The following is a 26,061-nucleotide window of genomic DNA, read 5'->3' on the forward strand; positions in this document are numbered from 1 at the left end:
GATGAGAGAATGACCACCCGCACCGAGACCGACTCGATCGGCCCGATCGAGGTTCCCGTCGACGCTTATTGGGGTGCGCAGACCCAGCGGTCGATCGAGAACTTCCCCTTCGGCGAACGCGAGCGGATGCCGCTGGGGATCGTCCATGCGCAGGCGATCGTGAAGCAGGCGGCGGCGCGGGTGAACGCCAAGCACGGGCTCAAGCCGGAGATCGTCGCCGCGATCGAGGATGCGGCGGGCGCGATCACGTCCGGCAAGCTCGACGACCAGTTCCCGCTCGTCATCTGGCAGACGGGTAGCGGCACTCAGACGAACATGAACGTCAACGAGGTGATCGCGGGGTACGCCAACGACAAGCTGGCCGGCACGCGCGGCGGCAAGTCGCCGGTCCATCCGAACGATCACGTCAACATGAGCCAGTCGTCGAACGACAGCTTCCCGACCGCGCTCCACGTCGCGGCGGTGCTGGCGACCGAGGCGACCTTGCTGCCCGCGCTCGACCGGCTGACCGAGTCGCTCGCCGCCAAGGCCGAGGCGTGGAAGGGGATCGTCAAGATCGGGCGGACCCACACGCAGGACGCGACCCCGCTGACGCTCGGCCAGGAGTTCGGCGGCTATGCGGCGCAGCTGGTGAGCTGCAACAACCGCATCCTCGGCGCGATGAACGGGAACCTGAGGAAGCTCGCGATCGGCGGCACCGCGGTCGGGACCGGGCTCAACGCCCCCGCGGGCTGGGCGCCCGACATGGTCGCGGCGATCACCGATATCGCGGGCTCGCAGTTCGAGGAATCGCCCAACAAGTTCGAGCAGCTCGCTGCGAAGGACGGGCTGGTCTTCTTCGCCGGGGCGTTGACGACGCTGGCGGTGGCGCTGACCAAGATCGCCAACGACATCCGCTTCCTCGGCTCGGGCCCTCGCTCGGGGCTGGGCGAGCTGTCGCTCCCCGCCAACGAGCCGGGCAGCTCGATCATGCCGGGCAAGGTCAACCCGACCCAGTGCGAGTCGCTCACGATGGTGGCGGCGCAGGTGATCGGCAACGGGCAGGCGGTGACGATCGGCGGGATGCAGGGGCATTTCGAGCTCAACGTGTTCATGCCGCTGATCGGCGCGAACGTGCTGCGCTCGATCCATCTGCTCGCCACGGGCATGGTCAGCTTCGCCGAGCGCTGCGTCGACGGGATCGAGGCGAACGAGACGCAGATCGCCGACCTCGTCGGGCGCTCGCTGATGCTCGTGACCGCGCTCGCGCCCGAGATCGGCTACGACAATGCCGCCAAGATCGCGAAGTACGCGCACCAGAAGGGCCAGACGCTGAAGGAGGCCGGGCTCGAGCTGGGGCTGGTCGACGAGGCGACCTTCGACCGGGTGGTCAAGCCCGAGGCGATGCTGGGGAACTGACGGCGCTCCTGCGCGCTCTCGCGGGCGAAGGAGAACATCGCGTGGGTGCAACGACCATCGGAGCGCTGGTAGGCGGCCTCATCGACAGCATCAGCGGCGACGACGATTCGTCGGCCGACGGCGCGATCAAGGGCGCGATCGTCGCCAACGTGCTGAAGGTCGTCGTGCCTGCGGCGATCACCTACGCGACCGGCTGGGCCGTGTTGCGGGCGCTGGGCCGGCTGAACGACCGCGTGATGGGAGGAGAAGCGAAGTGATCCGGAGCATCATCGGCGCCCTGATCGGCGGCGAACTCGACCGCCACGGGCGGAGTCGCGGCGTCGGCGGCGCGCTGCTCGGCGCGGTCGCCGCGCGGGCGGTGACCCGGATGGGTCCGCTCGGCATGGTGCTCGGCGGGGCGTATGTCGCCAAGAAGGCATACGACCGCCACAAGGCGGAGCGTGCCGGCCGCTAGGCGGTTTCGGGCAGAACGTAGCCGGCGAGGCGCTGGCGGATCAGCTTCTTGTCGATCTTGCCGGTCGCGCCGAGCGGCACCTCGTCGACGAACAGGACGTCGTCGGGCATCCACCAGCGCGCGATCTTGCCGTCGAGGAAGGCGCGAAGCTCGTCTCGGGTCGCGCTCTCGCCGGGCTTGAGCTGGCAGAGCAGCACCGGGCGCTCGTCCCATTTCGGGTGAGCGATGCCGATGACTGCGGCGATGTGGACCGCGGGGTGGGCGGTCGCGTGATTCTCGATCTCGATCGAACTGATCCACTCGCCGCCGGACTTCACCACGTCCTTGGCGCGATCGGTGATCGTCATGTATCCGCGACGGTCGATCGTCGCGACGTCGCCGGTGTCGAAAAAGCCTTCGTCGTCGAGCACGTCGCCCCCTTCGCCGCCGAAATAGCCCGAGGTGATCGTCGGCCCCTTGATGAGCAGCCGGCCGGGCGTCGCGCCGTCGTGGGGAAGACGGTTCCCCGCATCGTCGACGAGCTTGAACGCGAGCCCGGCCATCAGCCGACCCTGCTTGGTCTTGAAGGCGACCTGATCGTCGGCGGGCATGCCCGCGACTTCGGCCGTCGGCGACGAAATGGTCGCGAGCGGACTCGTCTCCGTCATGCCCCATCCCTGGATCACGTCGACGCCATATTCGGCGAAGCCGCGGACGAGCGACTCCGGCACCGCCGAGCCGCCGATGGTAACGCGCTGGAGCGTCGAGAAGCGGCCGCCGATCTGCCGGACGTGCTGGAGCAGGCCCTGCCAGACGGTCGGCACCGCGGCCGAATAGGTGACGCCTTCGCCCTCGATCAGCTCGTAGATCGATTGGCCATCCATCTTCGGCCCTGGCAGTACCAGCTTCGCCCCGACCATCGGCGCGGAATAGACCACGCCCCAGGCGTTGGCGTGGTACATCGGGACGACCAGCAGCACGGTGTCGCGCGCGGAGAGCGCGAGCGCGTCGGTCTGGAGCGTCATCATCGCGTGCAGCCAGTTCGAGCGGTGCGAGTAGAGCACACCCTTGGGATTCCCGGTGGTGCCCGAGGTGTAGCAGAGCCCGCAGGCGTCACGCTCGTCGAAGCCGCCCCAGGCGACGTCGGCCTCGGCGCCCGCCAGCCAGTGGTCGAAGGCAAGCGCGGGGTAGGGCGTCTGCGGCAGATCGGCGGGGGCGCAGAAGAAGACGACGCGCTCGATCGAGGGGACCTGCGGCAGCAGCTCGGCGATCTGATCGGCGCGGCAGGGGTCCGCGAGGAGGATGCGGTCGCCGGCGTGGTTGGCGATGTAGACGATCTGCTCGAGGAACAGCCGCGGGTTGAGCGTGTGGAGCACCGCGCCGATCCCGGCGGCGCCGTACCAGGTGGCGAAGTGGCGGTCGCCGTTCCAGCCGAGCGTCGCGACGCGGTCTCCCGCCCCGATGCCGTCGCGGAGCAGCGCGGCGCTGATCCGCTTGGCGAGCGTGTGGACCGCGGCATAGTCCGAGCGGGTGACTTGGCCGGCGAGGTTGCGGGTGACGATCTCGCGCTCAGGGTGCCAGGTTGCGGCGTGATCGAGGATCCGATCCACCGTCAGCGGCACATCCTGCATCAGACCACGCAACGCCGCTCTCCTCGGTTCCGGTTGCGGCGAGTGTGCCGCGGGCGAGGCCGGGGGTAAAGCGCACGGGATGGGCTGACGCGAAATGTCACAAGATCGCGTCGGCAAGGGACGGCGCGACCGCTCCGAGAATCCCTGTTCCTGAGCCTGTCGAAGACGTGTCGCCTGGACTGTCGGCCGCTTTCGACAGGCGCTCCCCGCCATTCGCTCCCTGTCCAAACTGGGTCGGGGGGCGGGGCTCACACCGCCATCACTAGCGCCCGCTGAGCGTCACCGTCTTCATCGCCGCGGGCTTGGCGGGCTCCTTCTTCGCGCGAGTCTTGGTCGGGGGTGCGGGCTGGGTCGCGACCCGCTCCTCCGCCTCGCCCAAGCCGCGGATCAGCTTGCGCCAGATCGAATGGGCGTTCTTGTGGAAGGCGCGTTCGCGATCGGTCTTGGCGATCTCGGCGGCGGCGAGGCTCGCCTCGGCCTTGGCGGTGTAATCCTCGAACTTGGTCATGCGGCCCTCCCACCGAGCGCGGCGATCGTCGCCGCCACCGTCGTCATTCCGGCCTCGCTCTGCGTCGCAAGGTCGATCGGGCGCGCGCCGAGCGCGTCGTCATGGGTGTTGAGGAAGGCGCGGACCGCCTCCCCGTCTCCCAACGTCTCCCAGGCGAGCATCGCGATCCGGCCCTGGCGGGCAGCGGCGTCGGCGGCCATCGGGATCTTGGCCGCGCGACGGGTGAACATCTGCGGGCGCTTGGGCCGCTCCGCCGCGGCGGGGACGGCAGCGGTCTCCGGGGCGATCTCGGGGGCTGGCTCAGGTGACATTGACGGTCTCCGCCGCGCCGGTGTCGGCGCGCAGATCACGGATCAGCCCGGCATATCCGGTCGCGAGCCCGCGATGCGCCGCCCGCGCCGCGCGCGACGGCGAGGCATCGGCGCGCATCAGCGACACCTGGTGACGATGGAGAAGGTAGTTGAGGGCCATGCGGACTCCCGGGCCTGTAAGCGGGAGCACGGACGGTCTCTCAGCCGGTGGCGCCTACAGTTCGGGATGCCGCCGGTGACCTCCATATAGGGAGAGATCGTTTGCAGCATAACCCCCCGCTTCATGCCTCCGGGCAGTTGGCGGCCAGTTCCGCCAGCCATGCCGCCGCCGTCCCGTCCGACGGCGCGCGCCAGTCGCCGCGGGGGCTGAGCGCGCCCCCCGCCGACACTTTGGGGCCGTTGGGGAGGGCGGAGCGCTTGAACTGGCTCGTCTGGAAGAAGCGGACGAGGAAGCGTTCGAGCCAGTGGCGGATGGTGGCGAGATCGTAGGCGACACGCTTCGCCTCCGGATAGCCGCGCGGCCAGGCGCCCGCGTCGGCGTCGCGCCAGGCGTGCCAGGCGAGAAAGGCGATCTTCGACGGCGGCAGCCCGTGCCGGATCACGTAATGCGCGAAGAAGTCGTTGAGCGGATAGGGGCCGATCTTTGCCTCCGTGCTCTGCATCGCGCCGTCCGCGTCGGCCGGGACCAGTTCGGGGCTGATCTCCTGCGCCAGGATCGCGTCCAGCACACGGCCGGTCGCCGCGTCGTACTGGGCGGTCTCGATGCACCAGCGGATCAGGAACTGGATCAGCGTCTTGGGAACGCCGGCGTTGACACCGTAATGGCTCATCTGGTCGCCGACGCCGTAGGTGCACCAGCCGAGCGCGAGCTCGCTCAGATCGCCGGTGCCGAGCACGAGCCCGCCGCGCTGGTTGGCGAGCCGGAAGAGGTAATCGGTGCGCAGCCCCGCCTGCACGTTCTCGAACGTCACGTCGTAGATCGGCTCGCCGCCGGCGAAGGGGTGGCCGAGGTCGGCGAGCATCTGGCGCGCGGCGGGGCGGATGTCGATCTCCGCCGCTTCGATCCCCAGCGCGCGCATCAGCGCCCAGGCGTTCCCCTTGGTGCCCTCGCTGGTCGCGAAACCGGGGAGGGTGACGCCGAGGATCCGATCGCGGGCGCGGCCCATGCGGTCGAACGCCTTGGCGGCGACGATCAGCGCGTGGGTGGAATCCAGCCCGCCGGACACGCCGATGACGAGACGCTCGGACCGCGACGCCTCAAGCCGCTTGGCAAGCGCCTCGACCTGGATGTTGAAGGCCTCGTAGCAATCCTCGTCGAGCGTCTCGGGCGTGTTCGGGACGAAGGGAAAGCGGCGGATGGCGCGCTGGAGCCCGACGTCGGCGACGTCGGGGCGGTGTTCGAAGGCGATCCGGCGGAAGCGGGTCTCCGGGTCGCCCGCGGCGCGCGCGGCGTCGTTGAAGGTGCCGGTGCGGAGCCGCTCCTGCGTCAGCCGCCCACAGTCGACGTCGGCGACGCACAGTTCGGGATCGCGGGTGAAGCGCGTACTCTCCGCGATCAGCTCGCCCAATTCGTGGATCGTGCCCTGGCCGTCCCAGGCGAGATCGGTGGTGCTCTCGCCGGGGCCGCTGGCGGAATAGACGTAGGCGCAGACCGCGCGGGCGGACTGGGCGGCGGAGAGCATCATCCGCTCGCGCGACTTGCCGATGACGACGTTCGAGGCCGACAGGTTGGCGCAGACGAGCGCCCCGGCCAGCGCGCCGGCGGTCGACGGCGGGATGGGAGCCCAATAGTCCTCGCAGATCTCGGCATGGACGATGAAGTGGGGGAGGTCGGCGGCAGCGAAGATCAGGTCCGTCCCGAACGGGACGGCGCCGCCGTTCAACTCGATCGTCAGGCCGGTCAGCCCGACGCCGCTCGCGAACCAGCGCTTCTCGTAATATTCGCGGTAATTCGGGAGGAAGGTCTTCGGGACGACGCCGAGCACCCGGCCGCGCGCGATCGCGACCGCCGTGTTGTAGAGCCGGCCGTTCCGCTCCAGCGCGGCACCGACGAGGAGGACGGGCTTGAGATCGCGGCTTGCGGCGACGATCGCGGCGAGCGCGTCGCGCGTCGCCTGCTGGAGTGCGGCCTGAAGGTGGAGGTCGTCGACCGCATAGCTGCTGACGCTCAGCTCGGGATAGACGACGAGGTCGACCCCTTTGGTGTCCGCCTCGCGGGCGAGCGCGACGATGTTCGCGGCATTGGTCGCCGGATCGCCGACCGTCGCGCGCGGAGTGGCCGCGGCGACCCTGAGCATGGCGTGCGTGTGGATGGAGCGGAAGGTCGCCTGGGTCATGCCCGTCGATACCGTCGCGAGGAGCGCTTGGCGACTCGCGCCGGCGTGATACTTGGAGTGCCATGGATCAATATCTCGACCTGATGAGGCGTGCGCTGCGCGAGGGCGACCGGCGGATGGACCGCACGGGAACGGGGACGCTCAGCGTCTTCGGGCACCAGATGCGGTTCGACCTGGCCAACGGCTTTCCGGTGCTGACCACCAAGAAGCTGCACCTGCGCTCCATCATCATCGAGCTGCTGTGGTTCCTGCGCGGCGAGACCAACGTTCGCTGGTTGCAGGAGCAGAAGGTCAGCATCTGGGACGAATGGGCGGACGCGGCGGGCGAACTCGGTCCCGTTTACGGCAAGCAGTGGCGCGATTGGGAGGCGGCGGACGGGCGGCGCATCGACCAGATCAAGGCGCTGATCGCGGAGATCCGGACCAACCCGGCCTCGCGTCGGCAGATCGTCACCGCCTGGAACCCCGGCGAGCTCCACGCGATGGCGCTGGCCCCATGCCATTGCCTGTTCCAGACCCATGTCTCGAACGGCCGGCTGTCGCTCCAGCTCTACCAGCGATCGGCGGACATCTTCCTCGGCGTGCCGTTCAACATCGCGAGCTATGCGCTGCTCACCCATTTGCTGGCGCAGCAATGCGAGCTGGAGCCAGGCGAGTTCATCTGGACCGGCGGCGACTGTCATCTCTACTCGAATCATCTGGAGCAAGCCGAAGAGCAATTGCGCCGTTCGCCCGGACACTTGCCGACACTCGAAATCCTACGGAAACCGTCGGCAATCGATGGGTATGAATACGGCGACTTCGTGCTTCACGATTATGTTGCGCAGCCGCACATCAAGGCAGCGGTCGCGGTATGACGCGCCGTTCCGGATCCTTTCTTGCCATATAACCCATTTTGGTGATTGTGCCTTATCCCGGATCGGTTCAAACCCGATCCAGGAGAGGATAAGACCATGCCGACTCGACATCTCGGTCGCTTGCAGCTTGGCGTCATCGTGGGGTCCGCCCTGATCGGTTGGGGTGTGATCGCCCTCGCGGTGACCCAGCTGGTTCACGCGCTGAACTGACGCCTTCGGGCCTTCAAGCCATGCGCCGCCGCGTTCGGCGATGCGCCGACCGGACGCGAGCCGTTCGCAGGCGGAACCGCGTTCGCCCAGTCCGGTTGAGCCGGCCATGGACATCACCCAGCTCATCCTCGCCGAACACGCCCAGCAGCGCGCCTTGTTCGCCCAGATCGACGAGATCGCGCCCGAAGAGACCGAGGCGCTCGCCGCGATCTGGACACGGCTGAAGGGTCTTCTCGACTCGCATGCCGAGGCCGAGGAGCGGTTCTTCTATCCGCGGCTGCTGCAAATCGGCACCGGCGGCAACGACGCGCCCTCCGCCGACGAGGAGACCGAGGACGCGATCGAGGACCATAACGACATCCGCGACACCGGCGAGGCGGTCGACCGCGAGCAGGTCGGCTCGCCGGAATGGTTCAAGGCGGTGGGCAGGTGCAACAAGGCCAACAGCGATCACATGGCGGAGGAGGAACGGCAGGGGCTGACCGACTTCCGCAAGCACGCCTCGCTTCAGGAGCGGCACGATCTCGGCGTGAAGTTCGCGGCGTTCGAGGCGAAGCATGTCGACGGCGTGACGCCGAAGGACAAGGATCCGGACGGGTATGTCGAGGATCCGTCGAGGTTCGTGACGGACTCGCTGGAGGCGGAGTGAGCTGCCCCAATCTCCGTTCGTGTCGAGCGAAGTCGAGACCGTCAGGTGCCGTCCTGTCCCTCGACTTCGCTCGGGACGAACGGGGTTATGGCGGGGCGCGGATGGGGTAAGACCGCCCCATGATCACCTTCCACCTCGCGCGCGCCGACAACGGCGTGATCGGTCGCGACGGCGCGTTGCCGTGGCGGCTGCCGGCGGACCTCAAGCGCTTCAAGACGCAGACGATGGGCCGCGCGATGATCATGGGGCGCAAGACCTTCGAGAGCTTCCCCGCGCCCTTGCCGGGTCGGCGGCATGTCGTGCTGACGCGCGACCGGACGTGGCGCGCGGAGGGTGCGGAGGCGGCGCATTCGGTCGACGATGCGCTGGCGGCGGCGGGGCCCGACGCGGCGGTGATCGGCGGTGCGGAGGTGTTCGCGCTGTTGCTCGACCGTGCCGAGCGGGTGGAACTGACCGAGGTGCATGCGTCGCCCGCGGGGGATGCGGTCGTGCCCGCCTTCGTCGGCTGGCAGGAAACGGCGCGCGAGGATTTCGCAGCGGCGGCGGATGCGCCCGCCTACAGCTTCGTGACGCTGATCCGCTGACGGGTGGCGCACTTCGCGGCTGCCGCATATAGCGCGCGGATGGAGCGGCTGGACGGGGCCGCGGCGGCGCCGGCGCATCTCGCGGGCGGGATCGTCGCGCTCGGCAATTTCGATGGCTTTCACCTCGGCCACCAGGCGGTGGTCGGGCGGGCGGTCGCGCGGGCGCGGGCGGAGGGCCGGCCGGCGCTGGTCGCGACCTTCGATCCGCATCCGGTGCGCTACTTCAAGCCCGATGCGCCGCCGTTCCGGCTGACCACGCTCGACCAGCGCCAGGCGCTGTTCGCCCAGGCCGGCGCGGACGCGATGGTGGTGTTCCGTTTCGATCGCGAGCTCGCCTCGCTCTCGGCGGAGGAGTTCGTCGCCGAGCGGCTGGTCGGCTGCCTGAAGGTCGGTGGCGTGGTGACGGGCGAGGACTTCACCTTCGGGCGCGCCAAGAGCGGCGATGCCCAGGTGATGGCCGGACTGGGGCGCCGCTTCGGATTTTCGGACGACACCGTGGGGCCGGTCGCGCTGGACGGCGAGGTGGTGTCGTCGAGCCGCATCCGCGAGGCGTTGCAGGCGGGCGATCCGCGCGAGGCGGCGCGGCTGCTGACGCGGCCGTTCGTCATCGAGGGTGTCGTGCAGCACGGCGACAAGGTAGGGCGCGAGATCGGCTATCCGACCGCGAACCTCGACATGGGACATTATCTGCGGCCCGCGTACGGCATCTACGCGGTGCGGGGGCGGCTGGCCGACGGGCGCGTTCTGGATGGCGCGGCGAACCTGGGGGTGCGGCCGACCTTCGATCCGCCGAAGGAATTGCTGGAGCCGTATTTCTTCGATTTCTCGGGCGACCTGTACGGGCAGGTGATCGCGGTGGAGCTGGTGGAGTTCCTGCGACCGGAGGCTCGGTTCGACGGGCTGGAGGCGCTTACGGCGCAGATGGCGGCGGATTGCGAGCGGGCTCGTGAGGTGCTTTCCGGGGGCTGAGAAGAAGGGCGTTTCGCGCGAAGCTCGCGAAGGAAATAAGGACGCGAAGGCGTCGGTCCGCTTCCGCCGCGCGGCTCAAATTTCAGGTCCCAACCGCTGCGCGGCGTGGCGAGCGCAAACGCCGAAGCGCATCTTCTTCCCTCTTCTTTTCGCGCTCTTCTTTCCTTCGCGAGCTTCGCGCGAAACGCCCTTCTTCGCCCGCGCAACCAACCCCTTTGTCGAATGCGCACACCTCCGCTACAGGCCGCATACCCATGACCGACACGATCGAGCAGCGCGACTGGCGCGATACCGTTTTCCTGCCGAAGACCGACTTTCCGATGAAGGCCGGCCTGCCGCAGAAGGAGCCCGCGATCCTCGATCGGTGGCAGCGGATCGGGGTGTATCAGCGGCTGCGCGAGCAGCGGAACGGTCGCGAGAAGTTCATCCTCCACGACGGCCCGCCCTATGCCAACGGCGACATGCACATCGGCCATGCGCTCAACCATATCCTGAAGGACATGGTGGTGCGGACGCAGACGTTGCTGGGCAAGGACGCGCCCTACGTGCCCGGCTGGGACTGCCACGGCCTTCCCATCGAGTGGAAGGTCGAGGAGGAGTATCGCAAGAAGAAGCGCGACAAGCCTGTGCCGAGCGGAGCCGAGGCGGACGAGCCCGCGCTCCGCGAGTTCCGCGCCGAATGCCGGGCCTATGCGCAGCATTGGGTCGACACCCAGCGGGCGCAGCTCAAGCGGCTCGGGATCGGCGGCGACTGGGACAAGCCGTATCTGACGATGGACTTCGCGGCGGAGGCGACGATCGTTGCCGAGCTGATGAAGTTCGCCGAGAGCGGCCAGCTCTATCGCGGCGCGAAGCCGGTGATGTGGTCGCCGGTCGAGAAGACCGCGCTGGCCGAGGCCGAGGTCGAGTACGAGGACGTTGTTTCGACCCAGATCGATGTCGCGTTCGAGATCGTCGAGGCCCCGAATGCGCCCGAGCTGGTCGGCGCACACGCGGTGATCTGGACGACGACGCCGTGGACGATCCCGGTGAACCAGGCTTTGGCATATGGGCCAGACATCAACTACTGGCTGTTCTGCGACGCCGGGACCAACTCGCCGCCTTACCTTGTTGCCGAGGACCTGATCTCTGCGTTCGAGAAGCGCACCGGTCTGTCGGAGGACGGTGGTTCTCCGGAGAAGCGGCGAGTTACTGGCAAGCAACTCGCCGGTGCTGTTGCCCGCCATCCGATGCATCACCTTGGCAGCTTCTTCGCCAAGCCGCGCCCGTTCCTCGCCGGCGACTTCGTCACCACCGATGCGGGCACCGGGCTCGTCCACATGGCGCCGGATCACGGCGAGGACGATTTCGCGCTGTGCAAGGCGAACGGGATCGAGCCGGTGTTCGCGGTCGATGCCGCGGGGATGTACCGCGACGATTGGGCGTGGCTCGGTGGGCAGGGATCGGTCATCAACAAGAAGTTCGTCGCGTCCGACGGGCCGATCTGTTCGGACCTGCGCGACGCGGGGGCGCTGCTGGCGGCGTCGGACGACTTCCAGCATTCGTATCCGCATTCGTGGCGGTCGAAGGCGAAGGTGATCTATCGCTGTACGCCGCAGTGGTTCATTGCGGTGGATAAGCCGATCGAGGGTGGCGAGGGTGTCTCGACTTCGCTCGACACGAACGGGGAGGAGGCGGCCCCTTCAACCCCTCCGCTCGTCCGAAGCGAAGTCGAGGGACACCCCCCCGGCGACACCCTCCGCAACCGCGCCCTCGCCGCGATCGCCGCGACGCGGTTCGTGCCCGAGAAGGGGCGCAACCGGATCGGCGCGATGGTCGAGGGACGACCGGACTGGGTCATCTCCCGCCAGCGCGCCTGGGGGGTGCCGATCGCATTGTTCGTCCACCGCGCGAGCGGGGAGCTGCTGGTCGATCCGGAGGTCAACGCCCGGATCGTCGCCGCCTTCCGCGAGTCCGGGGTCGACGCCTGGACCGACGACGCGGCGGCGGGGATGCTGGGGCCGGAGCGCGATCCGGCGGATTACGAGCGGGTCACCGACATCCTCGACGTGTGGTTCGACTCGGGCTGCACCCACGCCTTCGTGCTGGAGAGCGGGCGCTGGCCCGAGCTGTCCTGGCCGGCGGACCTGTACCTCGAAGGATCGGACCAGCATCGCGGCTGGTTCCAGTCGTCGCTGCTGGAGAGCTGCGGGACGCGGGGGCGCGCGCCGTACGATGCGGTGCTGACGCACGGCTTCACGATGGATGCCAAGGGCATGAAGATGTCCAAGTCGCTCGGCAACACGATCAACCCGCTCGACCTGATGCGCGATTACGGTGCGGACATCCTGCGGCTGTGGGCGCTCTCTGTCGACTTCACCGAGGACCACCGGATCGGCAAGGAGATCCTGGCCGGGGTTGGCGATCAATATCGGAAATTGCGCAATACCTTCCGCTACTTGCTCGGTGCTCTTGATGGCTGGGGCGAGGAAGAGGCGCTGCCGGTCGCCGAATGGCCCGAGCTGGAGCGCTACATGCTCCATCTGACCCATGCCCTTGACCGAAACCTGCGGAGTGCCATCCAGGCCTTTGACTTCAATGGCTACGTCCGGATGCTCACCGAGTTCGCCAACGAGGATCTGTCGGCCTTTTTCTTCGACATCCGCAAGGATTCGCTCTACTGCGACGCGCTGACCGATCCGAAGCGGCGCGCGTATCGGACGATGCTCGACCTGCTGTTCCACGCGATGACGCGCTGGGCGGCGCCGGTGCTGGTCTTCACTGCCGAGGAGGTATGGCAGGATCGGTTCCCGGGTGAGGAGACGTCGGTCCACTTCCTCGATTGGCCCGAGCTGCCCGATGAAGCCGCGGAGGATGTGTCACAGCGCTGGCTCGAAGTCCGTAAGCTGCGCGAGCGTGTGACCGAGGCGATCGAGCCGCTGCGCCGCGAGAAGACGGTGCGCTCCAGCCTGGAGGCGGAGGTGACGGTCCCCGAGACGCCGCTGCCGCCGCACGATCTGACCGAGGTGTTCATCGTCGCCAAGGTCGAGGTGGCGCCCGAGGTGAGCGTGACGCGGACCGAGTACGACAAATGCGGGCGCTGCTGGCGCTGCCTGCCCGAGGTGGTCGACGGCGGGCTGTGCGACCGGTGCGCGAGCGTGGTGGAGATGGCGGCGTGACGCGGCAGCTTCCGAAGCTCGGGCTGAGCGTGGCCGTCGTCCTGTTCGCGCTCGATCAGCTGGTGAAGTGGCTCGTCACCGGGCCGCTCGGGATCGCGAACCTGGGCGACGTGCGGACGATCGCGCCGATCTTCGACCTGCGCTTCGTCCCCAACATCGGGATCAGCCTGGGGCTGTTCGCGGCCGGAAGCCCGCTCGGGCGGTGGCTGCTGGTGCTGGTCACCGGGGCGATCGCGGTCGGCGTGCTGGTGTGGCTATGGCGCGAACCGGCGAAGGGGGACCAGGCGGCGCTGGGGCTGGTGCTGGGCGGCGCGCTCGGCAACATCCTCGATCGCATCCGGCTGGGCTATGTCGTCGACTATGCCGACCTGCATTTCGGCGAGTGGCGGCCATTTCTGGTCTTCAACATGGCGGACGCGGCGATTACGGTCGGCGTCCTGATCCTGCTGGCGCGCGCGTTGCTGACGCGCGACGCGCCGGACCCGCAAGCGGAGAATGTGAATGCGTAAGATCGTGCTCATCGCAGGGGTGGCGCTCGCGTTCGCCGGCTGCGCCCGCCAGACCGGGTTCGACCGGGTCCGCCCCGACGAGTTCGCGGTCGCGCGCCAGCCGCCGCTCGCGATTCCGCCCGACTTCGCGCTGGTGCCGCCGCAGCCGGGCGCGGCGCGCGTGCAGACCAACACGGGGCAGGACCAGACGCTCCAGGCGCTGTTCGGCGGCAACACCGCGCGCAGCCCGGCTGAAACGGCGACGCTGGACGAGGCCGGGGCCGGCGCGGCCGATCCGGGCATCCGCAGCGGCGTGGGCGATCCCGGGACGACCGTGGTCGACAAGGGCTCGACCACCCGCGACGTCGTCGCCGCGCCCGAAGGCGACGGGCAGGACGCGAAGACCTCCACGCCGCAGTGAGTCGGTCGTCACCCTTGGCGGGACTCGGGGTGATGCTCCTGCTTTGAAGAGGCGTCACCCCGGCTCAGGGCCGGAGTGACGAAGGGACGATCAGAAGCTCACGCCCAGCGAGGCGACCACGCCCGAGCTGGTGATGTTGCGCGTCTTCGCGTGGCTGTCGGTGATGAACACGGTCTTGTCGGTGTCGACGTAGCTGATGCCGGCGGTGATGTGGTTCCAGGTCACCGCGGCGCCCAGGTTCCAATCGGTGTAGCCGTCGTCGACCGAGATGTAGCTCTGGCCGAAGGTATGGCCGAGGTGCCCGGTCAGGCTGATCGGGGTCTTGGGGATGCCCGCCGTGAGATCGCCCGCGAGATAGACGTTGTCTTCCTTGTCGCGGCCCGGCAGCCCGAGCGAAAGCGCCTTCTGGCTCCAGGCGTAATTGACCGTGACCTTGCCGGTCACCGGGCCGTAGGTCGCCGAGATGTCGGCATAAGGCTCGAAGAAGTCGGTGTTCGCGTTGCCGCCGCCCGGGTAATAATAATAGAGCAAGCCGCCATCGAGCTTCACGCCGCTCGCGAAGGTGTGGCTGTAGCCGGCGATCAGATCGAGCTCCTGGTCCGACCCGTTGGCGACGTACTCGTCGATCGAAGACCCCCAGAACGAGGCGTAGAACCCCGACGAGTGGGTGACGGTGGCGGTGCCCTGAACCGCGATCTTCTTGTCGGTCTGCGAGATGCCGCGGAAGCGGTAGTCCGACACGATCGTGGCGCCGCCGGTGACCGTAAAGGCGGGCGGCGGCGCGGTCGGTGCGTCGGCGGGAGCATCCTGGGCGGCGGCGGCGAGCGGGGCGGCGACGGCGATCATCGCCAGGCCGCCGAGGAGGGTCGTCGAGAAACGCATCGTATCCCTTTCGGATCTTCGAAGAAGGTCGATGTTCCCGCCTGCACACCGCCAGCCCCGCGTCTGTTCCGTTGCCGGGCGCGCGGGTGCCTGTCGGCGAGCCTCATCTGCGCACCATCCGCTGCGCCGCACAAGCACCCAGGACACATTCGTTTACGATTGCGCGACGCGCCGTTGCGCGACAGCAACAGTTCGGACCTTATCCTCCAACGGAGCTGAAGCGATCGAGCCCGGCGGCGAGATCGGCGATGAGGTCGGCCGGGTCCTCCAGGCCGATCTGGAGACGGACCAAAGGACCCGCGAAGGCGCAGGTCGTGGCGGTACGGTGGCGCGCGGGATCGACGGGGATCGCGAGGCTCTCGAACCCGCCCCAGGAATAGCCGATGCCGAAGTGACGCAGCCCGTCGATCAGGGCGGCCCTGCTCGGCTCGTCGCCGCCGTTCAGGACGAAGGAGAACAGGCCCGAGGAGCCCGCGAAGTCGCGCGCGAACACGTCGTGGCCCGGACAACCGGGCAGCGCGGGGTGCAGGACGCGGGCGACCTCGGGGCGGGTCTCGAGCCAGCGGGCGATCTGGAGCGCCGAGGATTCGTGCTGCTTCAGTCGGACCGCCATCGTGCGCAGCCCGCGGCTGGCGAGCCAGGCGTCGTCCGGGCTGGCGACCTGGCCGAGCTGGAAGCTGGTGTCGCGGAGCTTCGCGAACCGTCCGGGCGCGGCGGTGACGCTGCCGAGCATCACGTCCGAATGGCCGACGACGTATTTGGTGCAGGCGAGGATCGACAGGTCGACGCCGTTGGCGATCGCGGGGAAGAACAGCGGCGTCGCCCAGGTGTTGTCCATCAACGTGACGATCCCGCGCGCCTTCGCGGCGGCGCAGATCGCGGGCACGTCCTGCACCTCGAAGGTGAGGCTGCCGGGGCTCTCCATGAGGACGGCGCGGGTGTTCGGCGCGAACAGGTCGGCGATGCCCGCGCCGATCAGCGGATCATAGAAGCGTGTGGCGATGCCGAAGCGCTTGAGGAGCCCGGTCGCGAGCGAGCGGGTCGGATCGTAGGCCGAGTCGACGCACAGCAGCTCGTCGCCCGGAGACAGGACGCTCAGCAGCGCGGCCGCGATGGCGGCGACGCCCGAGGGATAGAGGAAGGTCGCCTCCGCGCCGGGCTCGAGCTCGGTCAGCGCGTCGGCCAGGCTCCACTGCGTCGGGCCGCCGCGGCGGCCGTAGAACAGCCGGTGGTGAGTGTCGCGCCCCCCGGCGGCGCGCAGATCGGCGACGGTGTCATAGAGGTGAGTCGAGGCGCGCCAGACCGGAGGATTGACGATTCCTTGCGTCCATTCGGGACGGCGGCCGGCGGCGACGACCTTGGTGGCCGGCTTTTCTTCGCTCATGCGCGTCCCGTCGTGATCTTGGGTGTGGTCGGATCGGCGCCCCATTCGGCCCAGCTGCCGTCGTACACGGCGACGTCCTTGCCCAAGAGGTGTAGCGCGAAGGCGACGATGCTGGCGGTGACTCCCGAACCGCAGGTGGTGATGACGGGGCGGTCGGGGTCGATCCCCGCCTCGGCGAGGACGGCCCGGAGGGCATCGCCCTGCTTGTAGGTGCCATCCGCGTTGATCAGGCGCGCATAGTGGAGGTTGGTCGCGCCGGGCATGTGGCCTGGGACGACGCCGGGGCGCGGCTCGGGCTCCTCGCCGGCGAAGCGCGACGGGGAGCGGGCGTCGACGATCTGGATGCCGTCGTCCAGCGCCTTGCGAACCTCGGCAAGCGAGGCGATCCCGACCCCGCGCTCGCGCGGCGTCAGGTGGCGAGTCTTGGGCATCGGCGCGCCGCTCTCGACCGGGCGACCCTCGGCACGCCACTTGGCGAGGCCGCCGTCAAGGATCGCGACATCGAGGATGCCGAAGCTGCGGAACATCGCCCAGGCGCGCGCGGCGGTGTGGTGCGGGGAGGCGTCGTAGAGGACGATGCGGCAGCCGTCGCCAACGCCCAGCTTCGACAGCCGCGAGGCGAACTTCGGCGACGGCGGCATCATCATCGGTGCGGGGTTCGCGTCGTCGACGATCTCGGCGAGGTCGAGGAAGACCGCGCCGGGGATGTGCGCTCCCTCGTACTCGGCGTGCGCATCCCGGCCGTCGCCGGGGAGGAACCAGGTGCAGTCCGCGATGCGGAGATCGCGGGCGCCGAGCTGATCGGCGAGCCATGGGGTCGAGACGAGCGCGTCCATGCGCCCGGTCTAGTAAGGCGGTCCGCTCGCGTCGAGGCCGGCGAGGAAGGTGGCGGCCTGCGCGCGCGTCTCCTCTTGCGCCTTGGGCGCCATCTTGTCCCAGGTGCGATAGGGCATGGCGAGCCGCTGGTTGCGTCCGAGCTTGTCGCGGTTGCGGACCAGAAAGTCCCAGTAGAGCGCGTTGAACGGGCAGGCGTCCTCGCCCACGCGCTTCGTCACGTCGTAGCGGCAATGGCGGCAGTAATCGCTCATCCGGTTGATGTATGCGCCCGAGCCGGCATAGGGCTTCGAACCCAGCAGCCCGCCGTCGCCGAACTGGCTCATGCCGAGGGTGTTCGGAAGCTCGACCCATTCATAGGCGTCGATATAGACCTCCAGATACCAGAGGTGGACCTGTTTGGGGTCGGCGCCGATCAGCAGCGCGAAATTGCCGGTGACCATCAGCCGCTGGATGTGGTGCGCGTGCGCGGTGGCGAGCGTCTGGCCGAGCGACTCGGCGAGGCAGCGCATGTCCGTCGCACCGGTCCAATACCAGCCGGGAAGCGGGCGGGCGTTACCGAAGAAGTTGCGGTCGACATAGGTCGGGCCCTCTCGCCAGTAGATGCCGCGCATATATTCGCGCCAGCCGATGATCTGGCGGATGTAACCCTCCACCGAGTTCAGCGGCGCGCGGCCCGCGTGATATTCGGCCTCGGCCCGGCGGCACAGGTCGAGCGGGTCGAGCAGCCCGGAATTGAGATAGGGCGACAGGATCGAGTGCCATAGGAAGCGCTCGCCGACGAGCATCGCATCCTCGTAATCGCCGAACTGCGGCAGCGCATGGGCGAAGAAGGCGTCGGCCTGGGCGGAGGCGTCCTCGGCGGTGACGGCGTAGTCGAAGCCGTCGAGGCTGCCGGGATGATCGGGGAAGCGGGCGACGACGAGGGCAAGCACCTCCTGCGTGATCGCGTCGGGCGCGAAGGCGAGCGGGCGGGGCATCAGCAGATCGGCCAGCGCGGGCTTGCGGTTCTCCTTGTCGAAGTTCCACCGATCGCCGACCGGGTCCTTGCCGTTCATCAGCAGACCGGTCTTGCGGCGCATGTCGCGGTAGAAGAACTCCATCGTCAGCTGCTTGCGCGCGTTCGCCCAGGTGTCGAACTCGGCGTGGCCGGCGAGGAAGCGGGTGTCGGGGCGGATCTCAACGGGCAGGCCGAACAGCGTCTCCCAGCTCTCCAGCATCGCCTGGACGCGGAACTCGCCCGCCTCGGTGACGACGATGCGGTCGGGCGCGTGGCGCTCGACGGCGCGCGCGACCTCGCCGGTGAAGCTGCCGGTGCCATCCGGATCGTCGAGCGCGACATAGTCGACTTGCCACCCCGCCTTGCGAAGCGCGGCGGCGTGGTGGCGCATCGCGGAGAGGATGTAGGCGATCTTCTGCTTGTGGTGCCGGACGTAAATGGTCTCCTCGGCGACCTCCATCATCAGGATGCGCGTGTGGGCGGGGTCCGCGCCTTGCAGCGACGAGATGGCGGGAGTGAGCTGGTCCCCGAGAACGGGCACCAAACGCTGGACGGCGGTCATTGCAGGTAGAACCCCCAATTCGTCCCGAGATCGTGCGCGGCGACGAGTGCGAGCACGACGGCGTGCACGCGCCGAGACCGCGAGTGCGCCGCGACGGCGATGAGCACCAGCGGGGGGACGAAGTAGATCCAGGGCCATGCCCGGCGGAGCAGGTCCGCGTCCGTGAACGATCTGGTCAAGAAGAACAGGCCGAGCGCAACCCAGCTGATCTCATAGACCAGCATGACCACCCAGATGTAATGCTCATGCTCTGCGTAATAGGCGCGAAGATCGATGCGTCCGTCTTTCAAGTCATTCTCATCGGGCAGGGCGGCCACCAGTGCGAGCACCAGCAGGAGCAGGCTGGCGGTGAGCGCGGTGACCACCGGCAGGTGGGTCGCGACCGGCATGGTCCTGAGCGACCATTGCTGATACCACAAGCGGATCGTCGCGAAGCTGAGGTAGGTCGCCAGCGCGACAACCATCGGGTCCCAGCGGACCGTCCGCCGGTGTTTCAGCAGACGGTGAAGACTGGTCGCATAATCCGACAGGCCCAGACCGGTGATGATCGAGAGAAGGGTGACCGCATAGTTGAACTGCTCCATGGCCCCCCTGGCGCTCGACGCGAGCGATCCGCTGACTCTTGCGCCAGCGCGACGACCCTCATCGCTGGCGTGCCAACGCCACTATCCCTATCTGCACGCGCATGACGCTTCAACTCGGCCAGCACGCGCCGCTCCCCGCCTCGCCGTCGGATGCGGTGCTTGACTATGTCCCGAACCCGCGGCCGGGCCGTGCCTATCTGATCCGCTTCACCGTGCCCGAGTTCACCTCGCTCTGCCCCGTCACGGGCCAGCCCGACTTCGCGCACCTCGTGATCGACTATGTGCCCGACGAGACGATCGTGGAGTCGAAGTCGCTCAAGCTGTTCCTCGGCAGCTTCCGGAACCATGCGGCCTTTCACGAGGATTGCACCGTCGGAATCGGAGAACGGCTCGTCGCGGAGATGCAGCCGCGCTGGCTCCGGATCGGCGGCTATTGGTATCCCCGGGGAGGCATCCCGATCGACGTGTTCTGGCAGACGGGCGCGCCGCCGGCCGAGGTTTGGCTGCCCGATCAGGGGGTGCCGACCTATCGCGGGCGCGGGTGACGGCCGGAGCGTCGCGGATGACGCATCGCAGCATAGCTGCAACCAACCGCGCCAATCTGAGTTAATCCCCGAGCACGTCGCCCGGGCGCCGACGTGCCCCGGAGCACAGACGAGGATGACGAGCACGTCGACACCAGCTGGGATCGAGCGGATCACGCTGATCGGCAACTTCCTTCCGCGCAAATGCGGGATCGCCACCTACACGACCGACACCTACGCCGCGCTCCAGGCCCGGTTTCCGGAGCTTGCGGTCGATGTCTGGGCGATGGACGACCATCCCGGCCGCTACGCTTATCCGCCCCAGGTCACCGGCACGATCGCCCAGCACGACCGCGGCGACTATCTCGCCGCCGCGCGCACGATCGAGGACAGCGGATCGCAGGCGATCTGGCTCCAGCACGAATACGGCATCTTCGGCGGTGCGGCGGGAGATCACATCCTGGCGTTGCTCGATCGCACGACGCTGCCGCTGATCGTGACGCTCCATACGGTTCTCGAGAAGCCGAGCGCGGACGAGCGGCGGGTGATGGAGGAGCTTCTTCGCCGCGCCGCCCGCGTGATCGTGATGGCCGAGCGTGGCCGCGAGATCCTGATCCGCGTCTATGGCGCGACCGCACAGGCGGTGGTGACCATTCCGCACGGTGTGCCGGACCGCGCGCTGGCCGACCCCGAGGCGTTCAAGCCGAGGTTCGGCTGGGCCGGACACCAGACCATCCTGACCTTCGGTCTGCTCGCCCCCAACAAGGGTATCGAGACGATGATCGAGGCGATGCCGGCGATCATCGCCGAGCATCCGACGGCGGTTTACGTCGTCTTGGGCGCGACGCACCCCAATCTCGTCGCGCATGAGGGCGAGAAGTATCGCGACCGGCTGAAGGCGCTCGCCGCGTCGCTGGGCATCGCGGACAACGTCGCCTTCATCGATGCGTTCGTCGATTACGACGATCTGCTCGACTATCTTCAAGCCGCGGACGTCTATGCGACTCCGTACAACAATCCTGCGCAGATCACGAGCGGCGCGCTGTCCTATGCGGTCGGGGTCGGCAAGCCGGTCGTCTCGACACCTTACGTCCACGCGACCGAGATCCTCGGTGAGGGGCATGGGGTATTGGTCAATTTCGGCGACAGCGCGGCGTTCGCGCGCGAGATCGGCGCGCTGCTCGGCAGCGACCGCAACCGTCAGGCCCTGTCGGCGAGGGCGTATGCGCGCGGCCGGACCATGGTCTGGTCCAAGCTCGCGGAGCGTGCGGTGACCGAGATCGCGAGGATCGTCGCCGCCCAACCGCGGCGGCTTCCCTCGAGCCCCCTGCCCATCCAGGCGCTTGACGTCGATCTGACCGCGGTCGAGCGGATGAGCGACGCGACCGGGATGCTCCAGCACGCGATCTATTCGGTGCCCGACCGACGCCACGGTTACTGCATCGACGACAACGCCCGCGCCCTGATCCTGATGTGCGAGGCCGAGGGGATCGACGAGGCGAAGCGTGAGAAGTGGATGTCGACGTACGCCTCGTTCGTCCAATATGCGTGGAACCCCGAGCGGCGGCGATTCCGCAACTTCATGAATTACGACCGGACGTGGTGCGAGGACGTCGGCTCCGAGGACTCGAACGGCCGTACGCTCTGGGCGCTCGGCGTCGCGTCACGGGACGCGCGGACGCGGGCGCACCGTGAATGGGCGATCGCGATGTGGGATGCGACCGCGAGCCTCGCCTTCGAGCTGGAGTCGCCGCGCGCGCAGGCGTTCGCGATGCTGGGCGCGGCGGCGGTGCTGGAGGCCCATGCCGGGCACCAGCTGGCGCGCTCGATCCTCGAGCGTTTCCCGGACGATCATTACGCCTTGCTCTGCGAGGCGCGGCGCCCGGAGTGGGAATGGTTCGAGATCGTCCTCGCCTATGACAACGCCCGCCTGCCGGAGGCGCTGCTGCGCGCGGGCAAGCTGCTGGGCCGACAGGACCTGATCGACTGCGGCATCGTGACGCTCGACTGGATCGTCGCCAAGCAGACAGCCCCCGCCGGGTTCTTCCGCGCGGTCGGGTCCGAGAGTTTCGGGCGACCCTACGCCGATCCGCTGCCGTTCGATCAGCAGCCGCTCGAGGCGCAGGGAATGATCGAGGCGTGCCGCGCCGCGTTCGACGCGACCGGCGATCTCCGCTGGGTGACCGAAGGCGAGCGCGCCTACGGATGGTTCCTCGGCATGAACGACCTCGATCTGCCGCTGGCGAGCAAGGGCGACGGCGGCTGTTTCGACGGGCTGATGCCGACCGGGCTCAACCGGAATCAAGGTGCGGAATCGATCCTGGCGCTGCAACTCGCCTCCTGCGCCATTTCGGGGCTTTCAAAGGCGGGCGCTGCCGTGGCAGGGCGACCGCGCGCCGCCGCGTAGCCTCGTCTCGCGTCGCCGCATTCACGCGACGAACCGCGACGAGGCTGCCTGATGCTCTTCGAACACCCGCTGCGCCTGCACGCCGATCCGTCGCGCGTGGTGGTGCGGCCTTTCCACCTCGGCTGGAGCGGGACCGGCCCGAAGCGGTCCGAGCGGATCATCGGCGAAGTGCTGGCGATGAACGAGGTCGAGGCGCTGGAGCAGCTCGAGACCGTGCTGAAGGACTTCGAGGCGCGGCATTGGCAGACCCGGCGCGTGTTCATGACCCGGTACGACGCGGTCGCCGCGTCGCACGCCCTCGACGGCCATGCGATCGGGGACACGAAGCGGCAGCTGATCGGCGCGTATTTCTGCCACGAATACAGCTATGCCGCCGCGGCGCTGATGAACCCCAGCGTGGTGCCGCATTTCGACCAGACCGGGATGCCGGAGGGGTCGGTCCGGATCCTGATGTCGCTGCGCTCGGTGGGCGAAGGCCATATCTCCTCCGTCGCGTTCCGCGAGGGAATCGTGACGTCGCAGAACCAGCTCAAGCTCGCGCCCGAGCCGCCGTTCGCGACCGCGACCGATGCGGTCGGGACCAGCGAGGCGGAGCCGCCCGAAGGCCCGATCACCGTCTACCGCCACCGCGATTCGAACCTCTCGGGAACGGTGATCTTCCCGATCACCGAGGCGCAATCGAAGGGGCTGGAGGATCTGCGGCTCGTCCGGTTCGAGCATGACGACGGTTCGGTCGAGTGGCTGGGGACTTATACCGCCTATAACGGCGCGACGATCCAGTCCGAGCTGATGCGGACCCGCGATTTCCGCGCGTTCGACCTCGTGCCGATGACCGGAAGCGCGGCGCGCAACAAGGGGATCGCGCTGTTCCCGCGCAAGGTGGGCGGCGACTATCTCTCGATCGGGCGGCAGGACGGCGAGAACCTGTATCTGCTCCGCTCCGACCGGCTGGACCATTGGGAGGACGGCGGCCTGATCCTGAAGCCCCAGGCGCCCTGGGAGTTCGTCCAGATCGGCAATTGCGGCCCGCCGATCGAGACCGACGAGGGCTGGCTGCTGCTGACGCACGGCGTCGGCGCGATGCGCAAATATTCGATCGGGGCGGCTTTGCTCGACAAGGACGACCCGTCGAAGGTGCTGGGGCGGACACCCGAGCCGATCCTGGCCGCGGTCGACCAGGACCGTGAGGGCTATGTGCCCAACGTCGTCTATACCTGCGGCGCGATGCGGATCGGCGACCGGCTGTTCATGCCCTACGGCATCGCCGACAGCTCGGTCGGATTCGCGTTCGTGGACATCGGTGAATTGCTCGCCGCGATGCGGTGAGTGGGAGGTCAGGCGGGACGCGAAACGCGCTTCGCCGTCACCCAGGTCGCACGGTAGAGCCAGCCGAGCAGGACCGCGAACAGCATCGTCCCGCCGATCAGCGCGACATGGGCGAAGCCGTCGCCGACAATCGCCAGCGGGCTATCGGCGCCGGTCGCGGCGACGATGCCGGCGAAGACGACCTGCCACAGGCTCTCGCCGACGATCATGCCGGTGGCGGCGAGGACGCCCAGGCGTTTGGCGAGTTCGGGATCGCGCAGACTTTCGGCGCGCCGGTCGTAGAGATGGCCGATCACCGCGCCGATCACGACGGGGAGGATGGCCGACATCGGCAGGTAGATGCCGATCCCGACCGCGAGCGGGGGCAGGCGGAGGCGGCCCATGCGCCCGAGCGCCTCGTCGAGGAGCACGAAGATCGCGCCCGCGACCGCGCCCCAGCCGATCATCGCGGTGTTGAGCCCGCCGCCCAGCATCCCCTTGGCGAGCGCGGAGATCAGCCCCGCCTGCGGCGCGGCGAGCGCGTTCGGTCCCGCACCCGGCGCGCCGGCGAAGCCGAAGGCGGTGTCGAGCAGGTCGAGGACCGGTGGAATCACCAGTGAGCCGAACACCACGCCGATGATCAGCGCCACCTGTTGCTTCCACGGCGTCGCGCCGAGCAGCTGGCCGGTCTTCAAGTCCTGGAGGTTGTCGTTGGCGATCGTGGCGATGCCGAAGACGATGCCGGTGACCATCAGCGCATACGCCACGCTCGCCGCGGTCGCGTCACCCTGCGGCGTGCCGATCAGCCCGAGCAGCATCAGCGACGCGCCCAGCACCGCCAAGATGCCGATGCCGGAGACCGGCGAGTTGGACGCGCCGATCAGCCCCGCCATGTAGCCGGTCACGGCGGCGATCGCGAGGCCGACCACGGCGACGAAGACGAGCGCCCCGGCGACGAGCAGCGCGGCGCTGGCGGCGAGAGGACCGCTGGCGAGCGTGCTCCAGAGAAGCCAGCCGATTGGCACCAGCATCGCCGCCGCACCGATGGTGACGAAGCCGATCGGGATGTCCTGCTCCTCGATCGCCAGCGTCTCGCCCCCCGCGCGGGCGCGGCTGGCGGCCAGCGCCGAGCGGATGCCGCCGAGGACGGGGGCGGCGATGCGGAGCAGCGTCCAGATCGCGGCGACCCCGATCACGCCGGCGCCGAAGAAGCGGACTTCCTTCGAGAACACGCTCGCCGCCCAGTCGGCGACCTCTCCCGTCATCGGCTGATGCGCGGTCAGGTACGGCAACAGCAGGAACCAGCCGGTCGCGAGCCCGACCAGCTGCGCGATGCCGACCGACAGCCCGACGAGGTGGCCGATCCCGAACAGCGCGAACGACAGCCCGCCCGCGACCCCGGTCGCCCCAGCGCCGACGCGGAACCAGACCGAGGCCTCGGCGACGGCGAGCTTCAGCTGGGTCAGCAGCGCGAACACCGCCGAGACGACCGAACCGAGGACGAGGACGCGCAGACCCGCGGCGTTCTCCGTCCCCGCGCCGGCGCGCGAGCCCGCGACCAGCACTTCGGCGGCGGCGCGGCCTTCGGGATAGGGGAGGTCGCCGCCGACCACGAGCGCGCGGCGGAGCGGAACCGAGAACATCACGCCGAGCACGCCGCCGGTCATCGTGATCGCGGCGGTGGTGACGAAGGGAAAGCCGTGCCACCAGCCGATCATCACCAGCCCCGGCAGCACGAAGACGATCGCCGCGAGCGTTCCCGCGGCCGAGGCGATCGTCTGGACGATATTGTTCTCCAGAATGCTCGAGTGCGGCAGCAGCCGCAGCACCGCCATCGAGATCACCGCCGCGGGGATCGAGGTCGCGAAGGTGAGGCCGACCTTGAGCCCAAGATAAGCGTTCGCGGCGGTGAACACGAGCGTGATCAGCGCGCCGAGCACGACGCCGCGGATGGTGAGTTCGGCGGGAGCGGGCGAGGTGGCCATGGATGCGCGTGGTGGCAGATCGGGATCGCGTCGTCGATCCTCCCCCGTCGGGCGCAGTCGAGGACTGACCGAAGCGCTCTCCTCGAATTACGTAAGGAGGAGAGCCCTCTTCATCTCGCCGCGCTCGCCCCTTTCGGTACGCGGAGAAGATCTGGATTTTACGCCACCATCTGGCGCGCCACGCCCATCCTCTTCATGCCCCCGCACCTTAAGCCTCTGTAAAGTCACGGTCCTGCACTTGGCACGCAACCTGCGAAGCTCCGGGCAGACCGGCACGACGCCGCCGCCTACGGAGTTCAAGGGCATGACCGACACCGCTTCCCACGTCGCCAACGACAACCTCTTCGGCATCTGCAACGCGGTGGGCGAGGACCTCGGCGTCAATCCGCTCTGGCTGCGGTTGGTGTTCGCCAGCACGTTCATCTTCGATCCCGTGGTGGTGATCGCCAGCTACTTCGCGCTGGGCGCGTTCATCCTGACCGCCCGCCTGATCTTTCCGCGGCCGCGCCCGGCGCCGGAGAGTGCGGAGGTGGTCGCCTTCGCGCCCGCGCCGCAGGAAGAGCGGGTCGAACTGGCGCGTGCCGCCTGATCCTCGACTCGTCCGGGCCCCGCCGCTAGGCGCGCCCGGACGAAGGGGATCG

Annotated in this window: 25 protein-coding genes; 14 read left to right on the top strand and 11 right to left on the bottom strand. The window is 68.6% G+C overall.

Annotated elements, in window-relative coordinates; genetic code table 11:
* Positions 1–9: 9 nt before the first annotated feature.
* From fumC to AC4GYY_RS00610, 3 genes are read left to right on the top strand one after another with little or no spacing between them, the layout of a single operon-like run.
* Entirely contained in the window at positions 10–1,398 is a 1,389-nt protein-coding gene (fumC, locus tag AC4GYY_RS00600) for a class II fumarate hydratase (RefSeq protein ID WP_491117802.1), read from the top strand.
* Positions 1,399–1,439: 41 nt separating this feature from the next.
* Positions 1,440–1,655 (top strand): hypothetical protein, encoded by a 216-nt coding sequence (locus AC4GYY_RS00605; RefSeq protein WP_491117804.1) that lies wholly within the window; start codon positions 1,440–1,442, stop codon positions 1,653–1,655.
* A complete protein-coding gene (locus AC4GYY_RS00610; protein WP_491117806.1) occupies positions 1,652–1,852 on the top strand; it encodes a hypothetical protein in 201 nt (66 codons plus the stop codon). Before AC4GYY_RS00605 ends, AC4GYY_RS00610 begins: the two co-directional genes overlap by 4 nt.
* On the opposite strand, the gene AC4GYY_RS00615 is transcribed toward AC4GYY_RS00610, so the two are convergent.
* From AC4GYY_RS00615 to AC4GYY_RS00635, 5 genes are all read right to left on the bottom strand, one after another.
* A complete protein-coding gene (locus AC4GYY_RS00615; protein WP_491117808.1) occupies positions 1,849–3,474 on the bottom strand; it encodes a long-chain-fatty-acid--CoA ligase in 1,626 nt (541 codons plus the stop codon). The two genes, AC4GYY_RS00610 and AC4GYY_RS00615, sit on opposite strands and share 4 nt — an antisense overlap.
* Positions 3,475–3,724: 250 nt before the next feature.
* Positions 3,725–3,970 (bottom strand): hypothetical protein, encoded by a 246-nt coding sequence (locus AC4GYY_RS00620; protein ID WP_491117810.1) that lies wholly within the window; start codon positions 3,968–3,970, stop codon positions 3,725–3,727.
* Positions 3,967–4,281, bottom strand: coding sequence for a hypothetical protein (locus AC4GYY_RS00625; protein ID WP_491117811.1), 315 nt, complete (start codon positions 4,279–4,281; stop codon positions 3,967–3,969). Before AC4GYY_RS00625 ends, AC4GYY_RS00620 begins: the two co-directional genes overlap by 4 nt.
* On the bottom strand, positions 4,271–4,441 hold the full coding sequence (locus tag AC4GYY_RS00630; RefSeq protein ID WP_491117813.1) for a hypothetical protein: 171 nt from the start codon (positions 4,439–4,441) through the stop codon (positions 4,271–4,273). Before AC4GYY_RS00630 ends, AC4GYY_RS00625 begins: the two co-directional genes overlap by 11 nt.
* 121 nt (positions 4,442–4,562) lie before the next feature.
* Positions 4,563–6,617, bottom strand: a complete 2,055-nt coding sequence (locus tag AC4GYY_RS00635; RefSeq protein WP_491117815.1) for an NAD(+) synthase — start codon at positions 6,615–6,617, stop codon at positions 4,563–4,565.
* A gap of 62 nt (positions 6,618–6,679) precedes the next feature.
* Between AC4GYY_RS00635 and AC4GYY_RS00640 the strand changes: the two genes are divergently transcribed.
* The 7 genes from AC4GYY_RS00640 to AC4GYY_RS00670 all read left to right on the top strand — a co-directional run bounded on the left by AC4GYY_RS00640 (position 6,680) and on the right by AC4GYY_RS00670 (position 13,953).
* A complete protein-coding gene (locus AC4GYY_RS00640) occupies positions 6,680–7,474 on the top strand; it encodes a thymidylate synthase (protein ID WP_491117817.1) in 795 nt (264 codons plus the stop codon).
* Positions 7,475–7,790: 316 nt separating this feature from the next.
* Positions 7,791–8,333 carry a hemerythrin domain-containing protein gene (locus tag AC4GYY_RS00645; RefSeq protein ID WP_491117819.1) on the top strand — a complete coding sequence of 181 codons (543 nt, stop codon included), beginning with the start codon at positions 7,791–7,793 and terminating at the stop codon, positions 8,331–8,333.
* Positions 8,334–8,452: 119 nt separating this feature from the next.
* Positions 8,453–8,917: a dihydrofolate reductase gene (locus tag AC4GYY_RS00650; protein ID WP_491117821.1), complete on the top strand. Its 465-nt coding sequence runs from the start codon at positions 8,453–8,455 to the stop codon at positions 8,915–8,917.
* 39 nt (positions 8,918–8,956) lie between these two features.
* Complete coding sequence (locus AC4GYY_RS00655) at positions 8,957–9,886, top strand: bifunctional riboflavin kinase/FAD synthetase (RefSeq protein WP_491117823.1); 930 nt, start codon at positions 8,957–8,959, stop codon at positions 9,884–9,886.
* A gap of 254 nt (positions 9,887–10,140) precedes the next feature.
* Positions 10,141–13,044: an isoleucine--tRNA ligase gene (ileS, locus tag AC4GYY_RS00660; protein ID WP_491117825.1), complete on the top strand. Its 2,904-nt coding sequence runs from the start codon at positions 10,141–10,143 to the stop codon at positions 13,042–13,044.
* Entirely contained in the window at positions 13,041–13,553 is a 513-nt protein-coding gene (lspA, locus tag AC4GYY_RS00665; RefSeq protein WP_491117827.1) for a signal peptidase II, read from the top strand. Before ileS ends, lspA begins: the two co-directional genes overlap by 4 nt.
* The gene (locus AC4GYY_RS00670; protein ID WP_491117829.1) at positions 13,546–13,953 is read left to right on the top strand and encodes a DUF3035 domain-containing protein; all 408 of its coding nucleotides are present in this window, start codon (positions 13,546–13,548) and stop codon (positions 13,951–13,953) included. The genes lspA and AC4GYY_RS00670 overlap by 8 nt, the downstream gene beginning before the upstream one ends.
* Positions 13,954–14,043: 90 nt before the next feature.
* On the opposite strand, the gene AC4GYY_RS00675 is transcribed toward AC4GYY_RS00670, so the two are convergent.
* From AC4GYY_RS00675 to AC4GYY_RS00695, 5 genes are all read right to left on the bottom strand, one after another.
* Positions 14,044–14,835, bottom strand: a complete 792-nt coding sequence (locus tag AC4GYY_RS00675; protein WP_491117831.1) for a TorF family putative porin — start codon at positions 14,833–14,835, stop codon at positions 14,044–14,046.
* Positions 14,836–15,034: 199 nt separating this feature from the next.
* Positions 15,035–16,219, bottom strand: coding sequence for a cystathionine beta-lyase (gene metC, locus AC4GYY_RS00680; protein ID WP_491117833.1), 1,185 nt, complete (start codon positions 16,217–16,219; stop codon positions 15,035–15,037).
* Complete coding sequence (locus tag AC4GYY_RS00685; RefSeq protein ID WP_491117835.1) at positions 16,216–17,055, bottom strand: sulfurtransferase; 840 nt, start codon at positions 17,053–17,055, stop codon at positions 16,216–16,218. Before AC4GYY_RS00685 ends, metC begins: the two co-directional genes overlap by 4 nt.
* A gap of 9 nt (positions 17,056–17,064) precedes the next feature.
* A complete protein-coding gene (locus tag AC4GYY_RS00690) occupies positions 17,065–18,615 on the bottom strand; it encodes a cryptochrome/photolyase family protein (RefSeq protein WP_491117837.1) in 1,551 nt (516 codons plus the stop codon).
* Positions 18,612–19,199 (bottom strand): hypothetical protein, encoded by a 588-nt coding sequence (locus tag AC4GYY_RS00695; protein WP_491117839.1) that lies wholly within the window; start codon positions 19,197–19,199, stop codon positions 18,612–18,614. The genes AC4GYY_RS00690 and AC4GYY_RS00695 overlap by 4 nt, the downstream gene beginning before the upstream one ends.
* 101 nt (positions 19,200–19,300) lie before the next feature.
* Between AC4GYY_RS00695 and queF the strand changes: the two genes are divergently transcribed.
* From queF to AC4GYY_RS00710, 3 genes are all read left to right on the top strand, one after another.
* On the top strand, positions 19,301–19,744 hold the full coding sequence (queF, locus tag AC4GYY_RS00700; protein ID WP_491117841.1) for a preQ(1) synthase: 444 nt from the start codon (positions 19,301–19,303) through the stop codon (positions 19,742–19,744).
* A 115-nt stretch (positions 19,745–19,859) separates the two neighbouring features.
* Positions 19,860–22,130 carry a glycosyltransferase family 4 protein gene (locus AC4GYY_RS00705; RefSeq protein WP_491117843.1) on the top strand — a complete coding sequence of 757 codons (2,271 nt, stop codon included), beginning with the start codon at positions 19,860–19,862 and terminating at the stop codon, positions 22,128–22,130.
* A 51-nt stretch (positions 22,131–22,181) separates the two neighbouring features.
* Positions 22,182–23,456 (top strand): glycoside hydrolase family 130 protein, encoded by a 1,275-nt coding sequence (locus AC4GYY_RS00710; protein WP_491117845.1) that lies wholly within the window; start codon positions 22,182–22,184, stop codon positions 23,454–23,456.
* Positions 23,457–23,464: 8 nt separating this feature from the next.
* Here AC4GYY_RS00710 and AC4GYY_RS00715 read toward each other — a convergent pair whose 3' ends face one another.
* Positions 23,465–25,420 carry an OPT family oligopeptide transporter gene (locus tag AC4GYY_RS00715; RefSeq protein ID WP_491117847.1) on the bottom strand — a complete coding sequence of 652 codons (1,956 nt, stop codon included), beginning with the start codon at positions 25,418–25,420 and terminating at the stop codon, positions 23,465–23,467.
* Positions 25,421–25,724: 304 nt separating this feature from the next.
* Here AC4GYY_RS00715 and AC4GYY_RS00720 point away from each other — a divergent pair, with 304 nt between their 5' ends.
* On the top strand, positions 25,725–26,009 hold the full coding sequence (locus AC4GYY_RS00720; protein ID WP_491117849.1) for a PspC domain-containing protein: 285 nt from the start codon (positions 25,725–25,727) through the stop codon (positions 26,007–26,009).
* Positions 26,010–26,061 lie beyond the last annotated feature (52 nt).

Source organism: Sphingomonas sp. SP6, assembly GCF_058313435.1.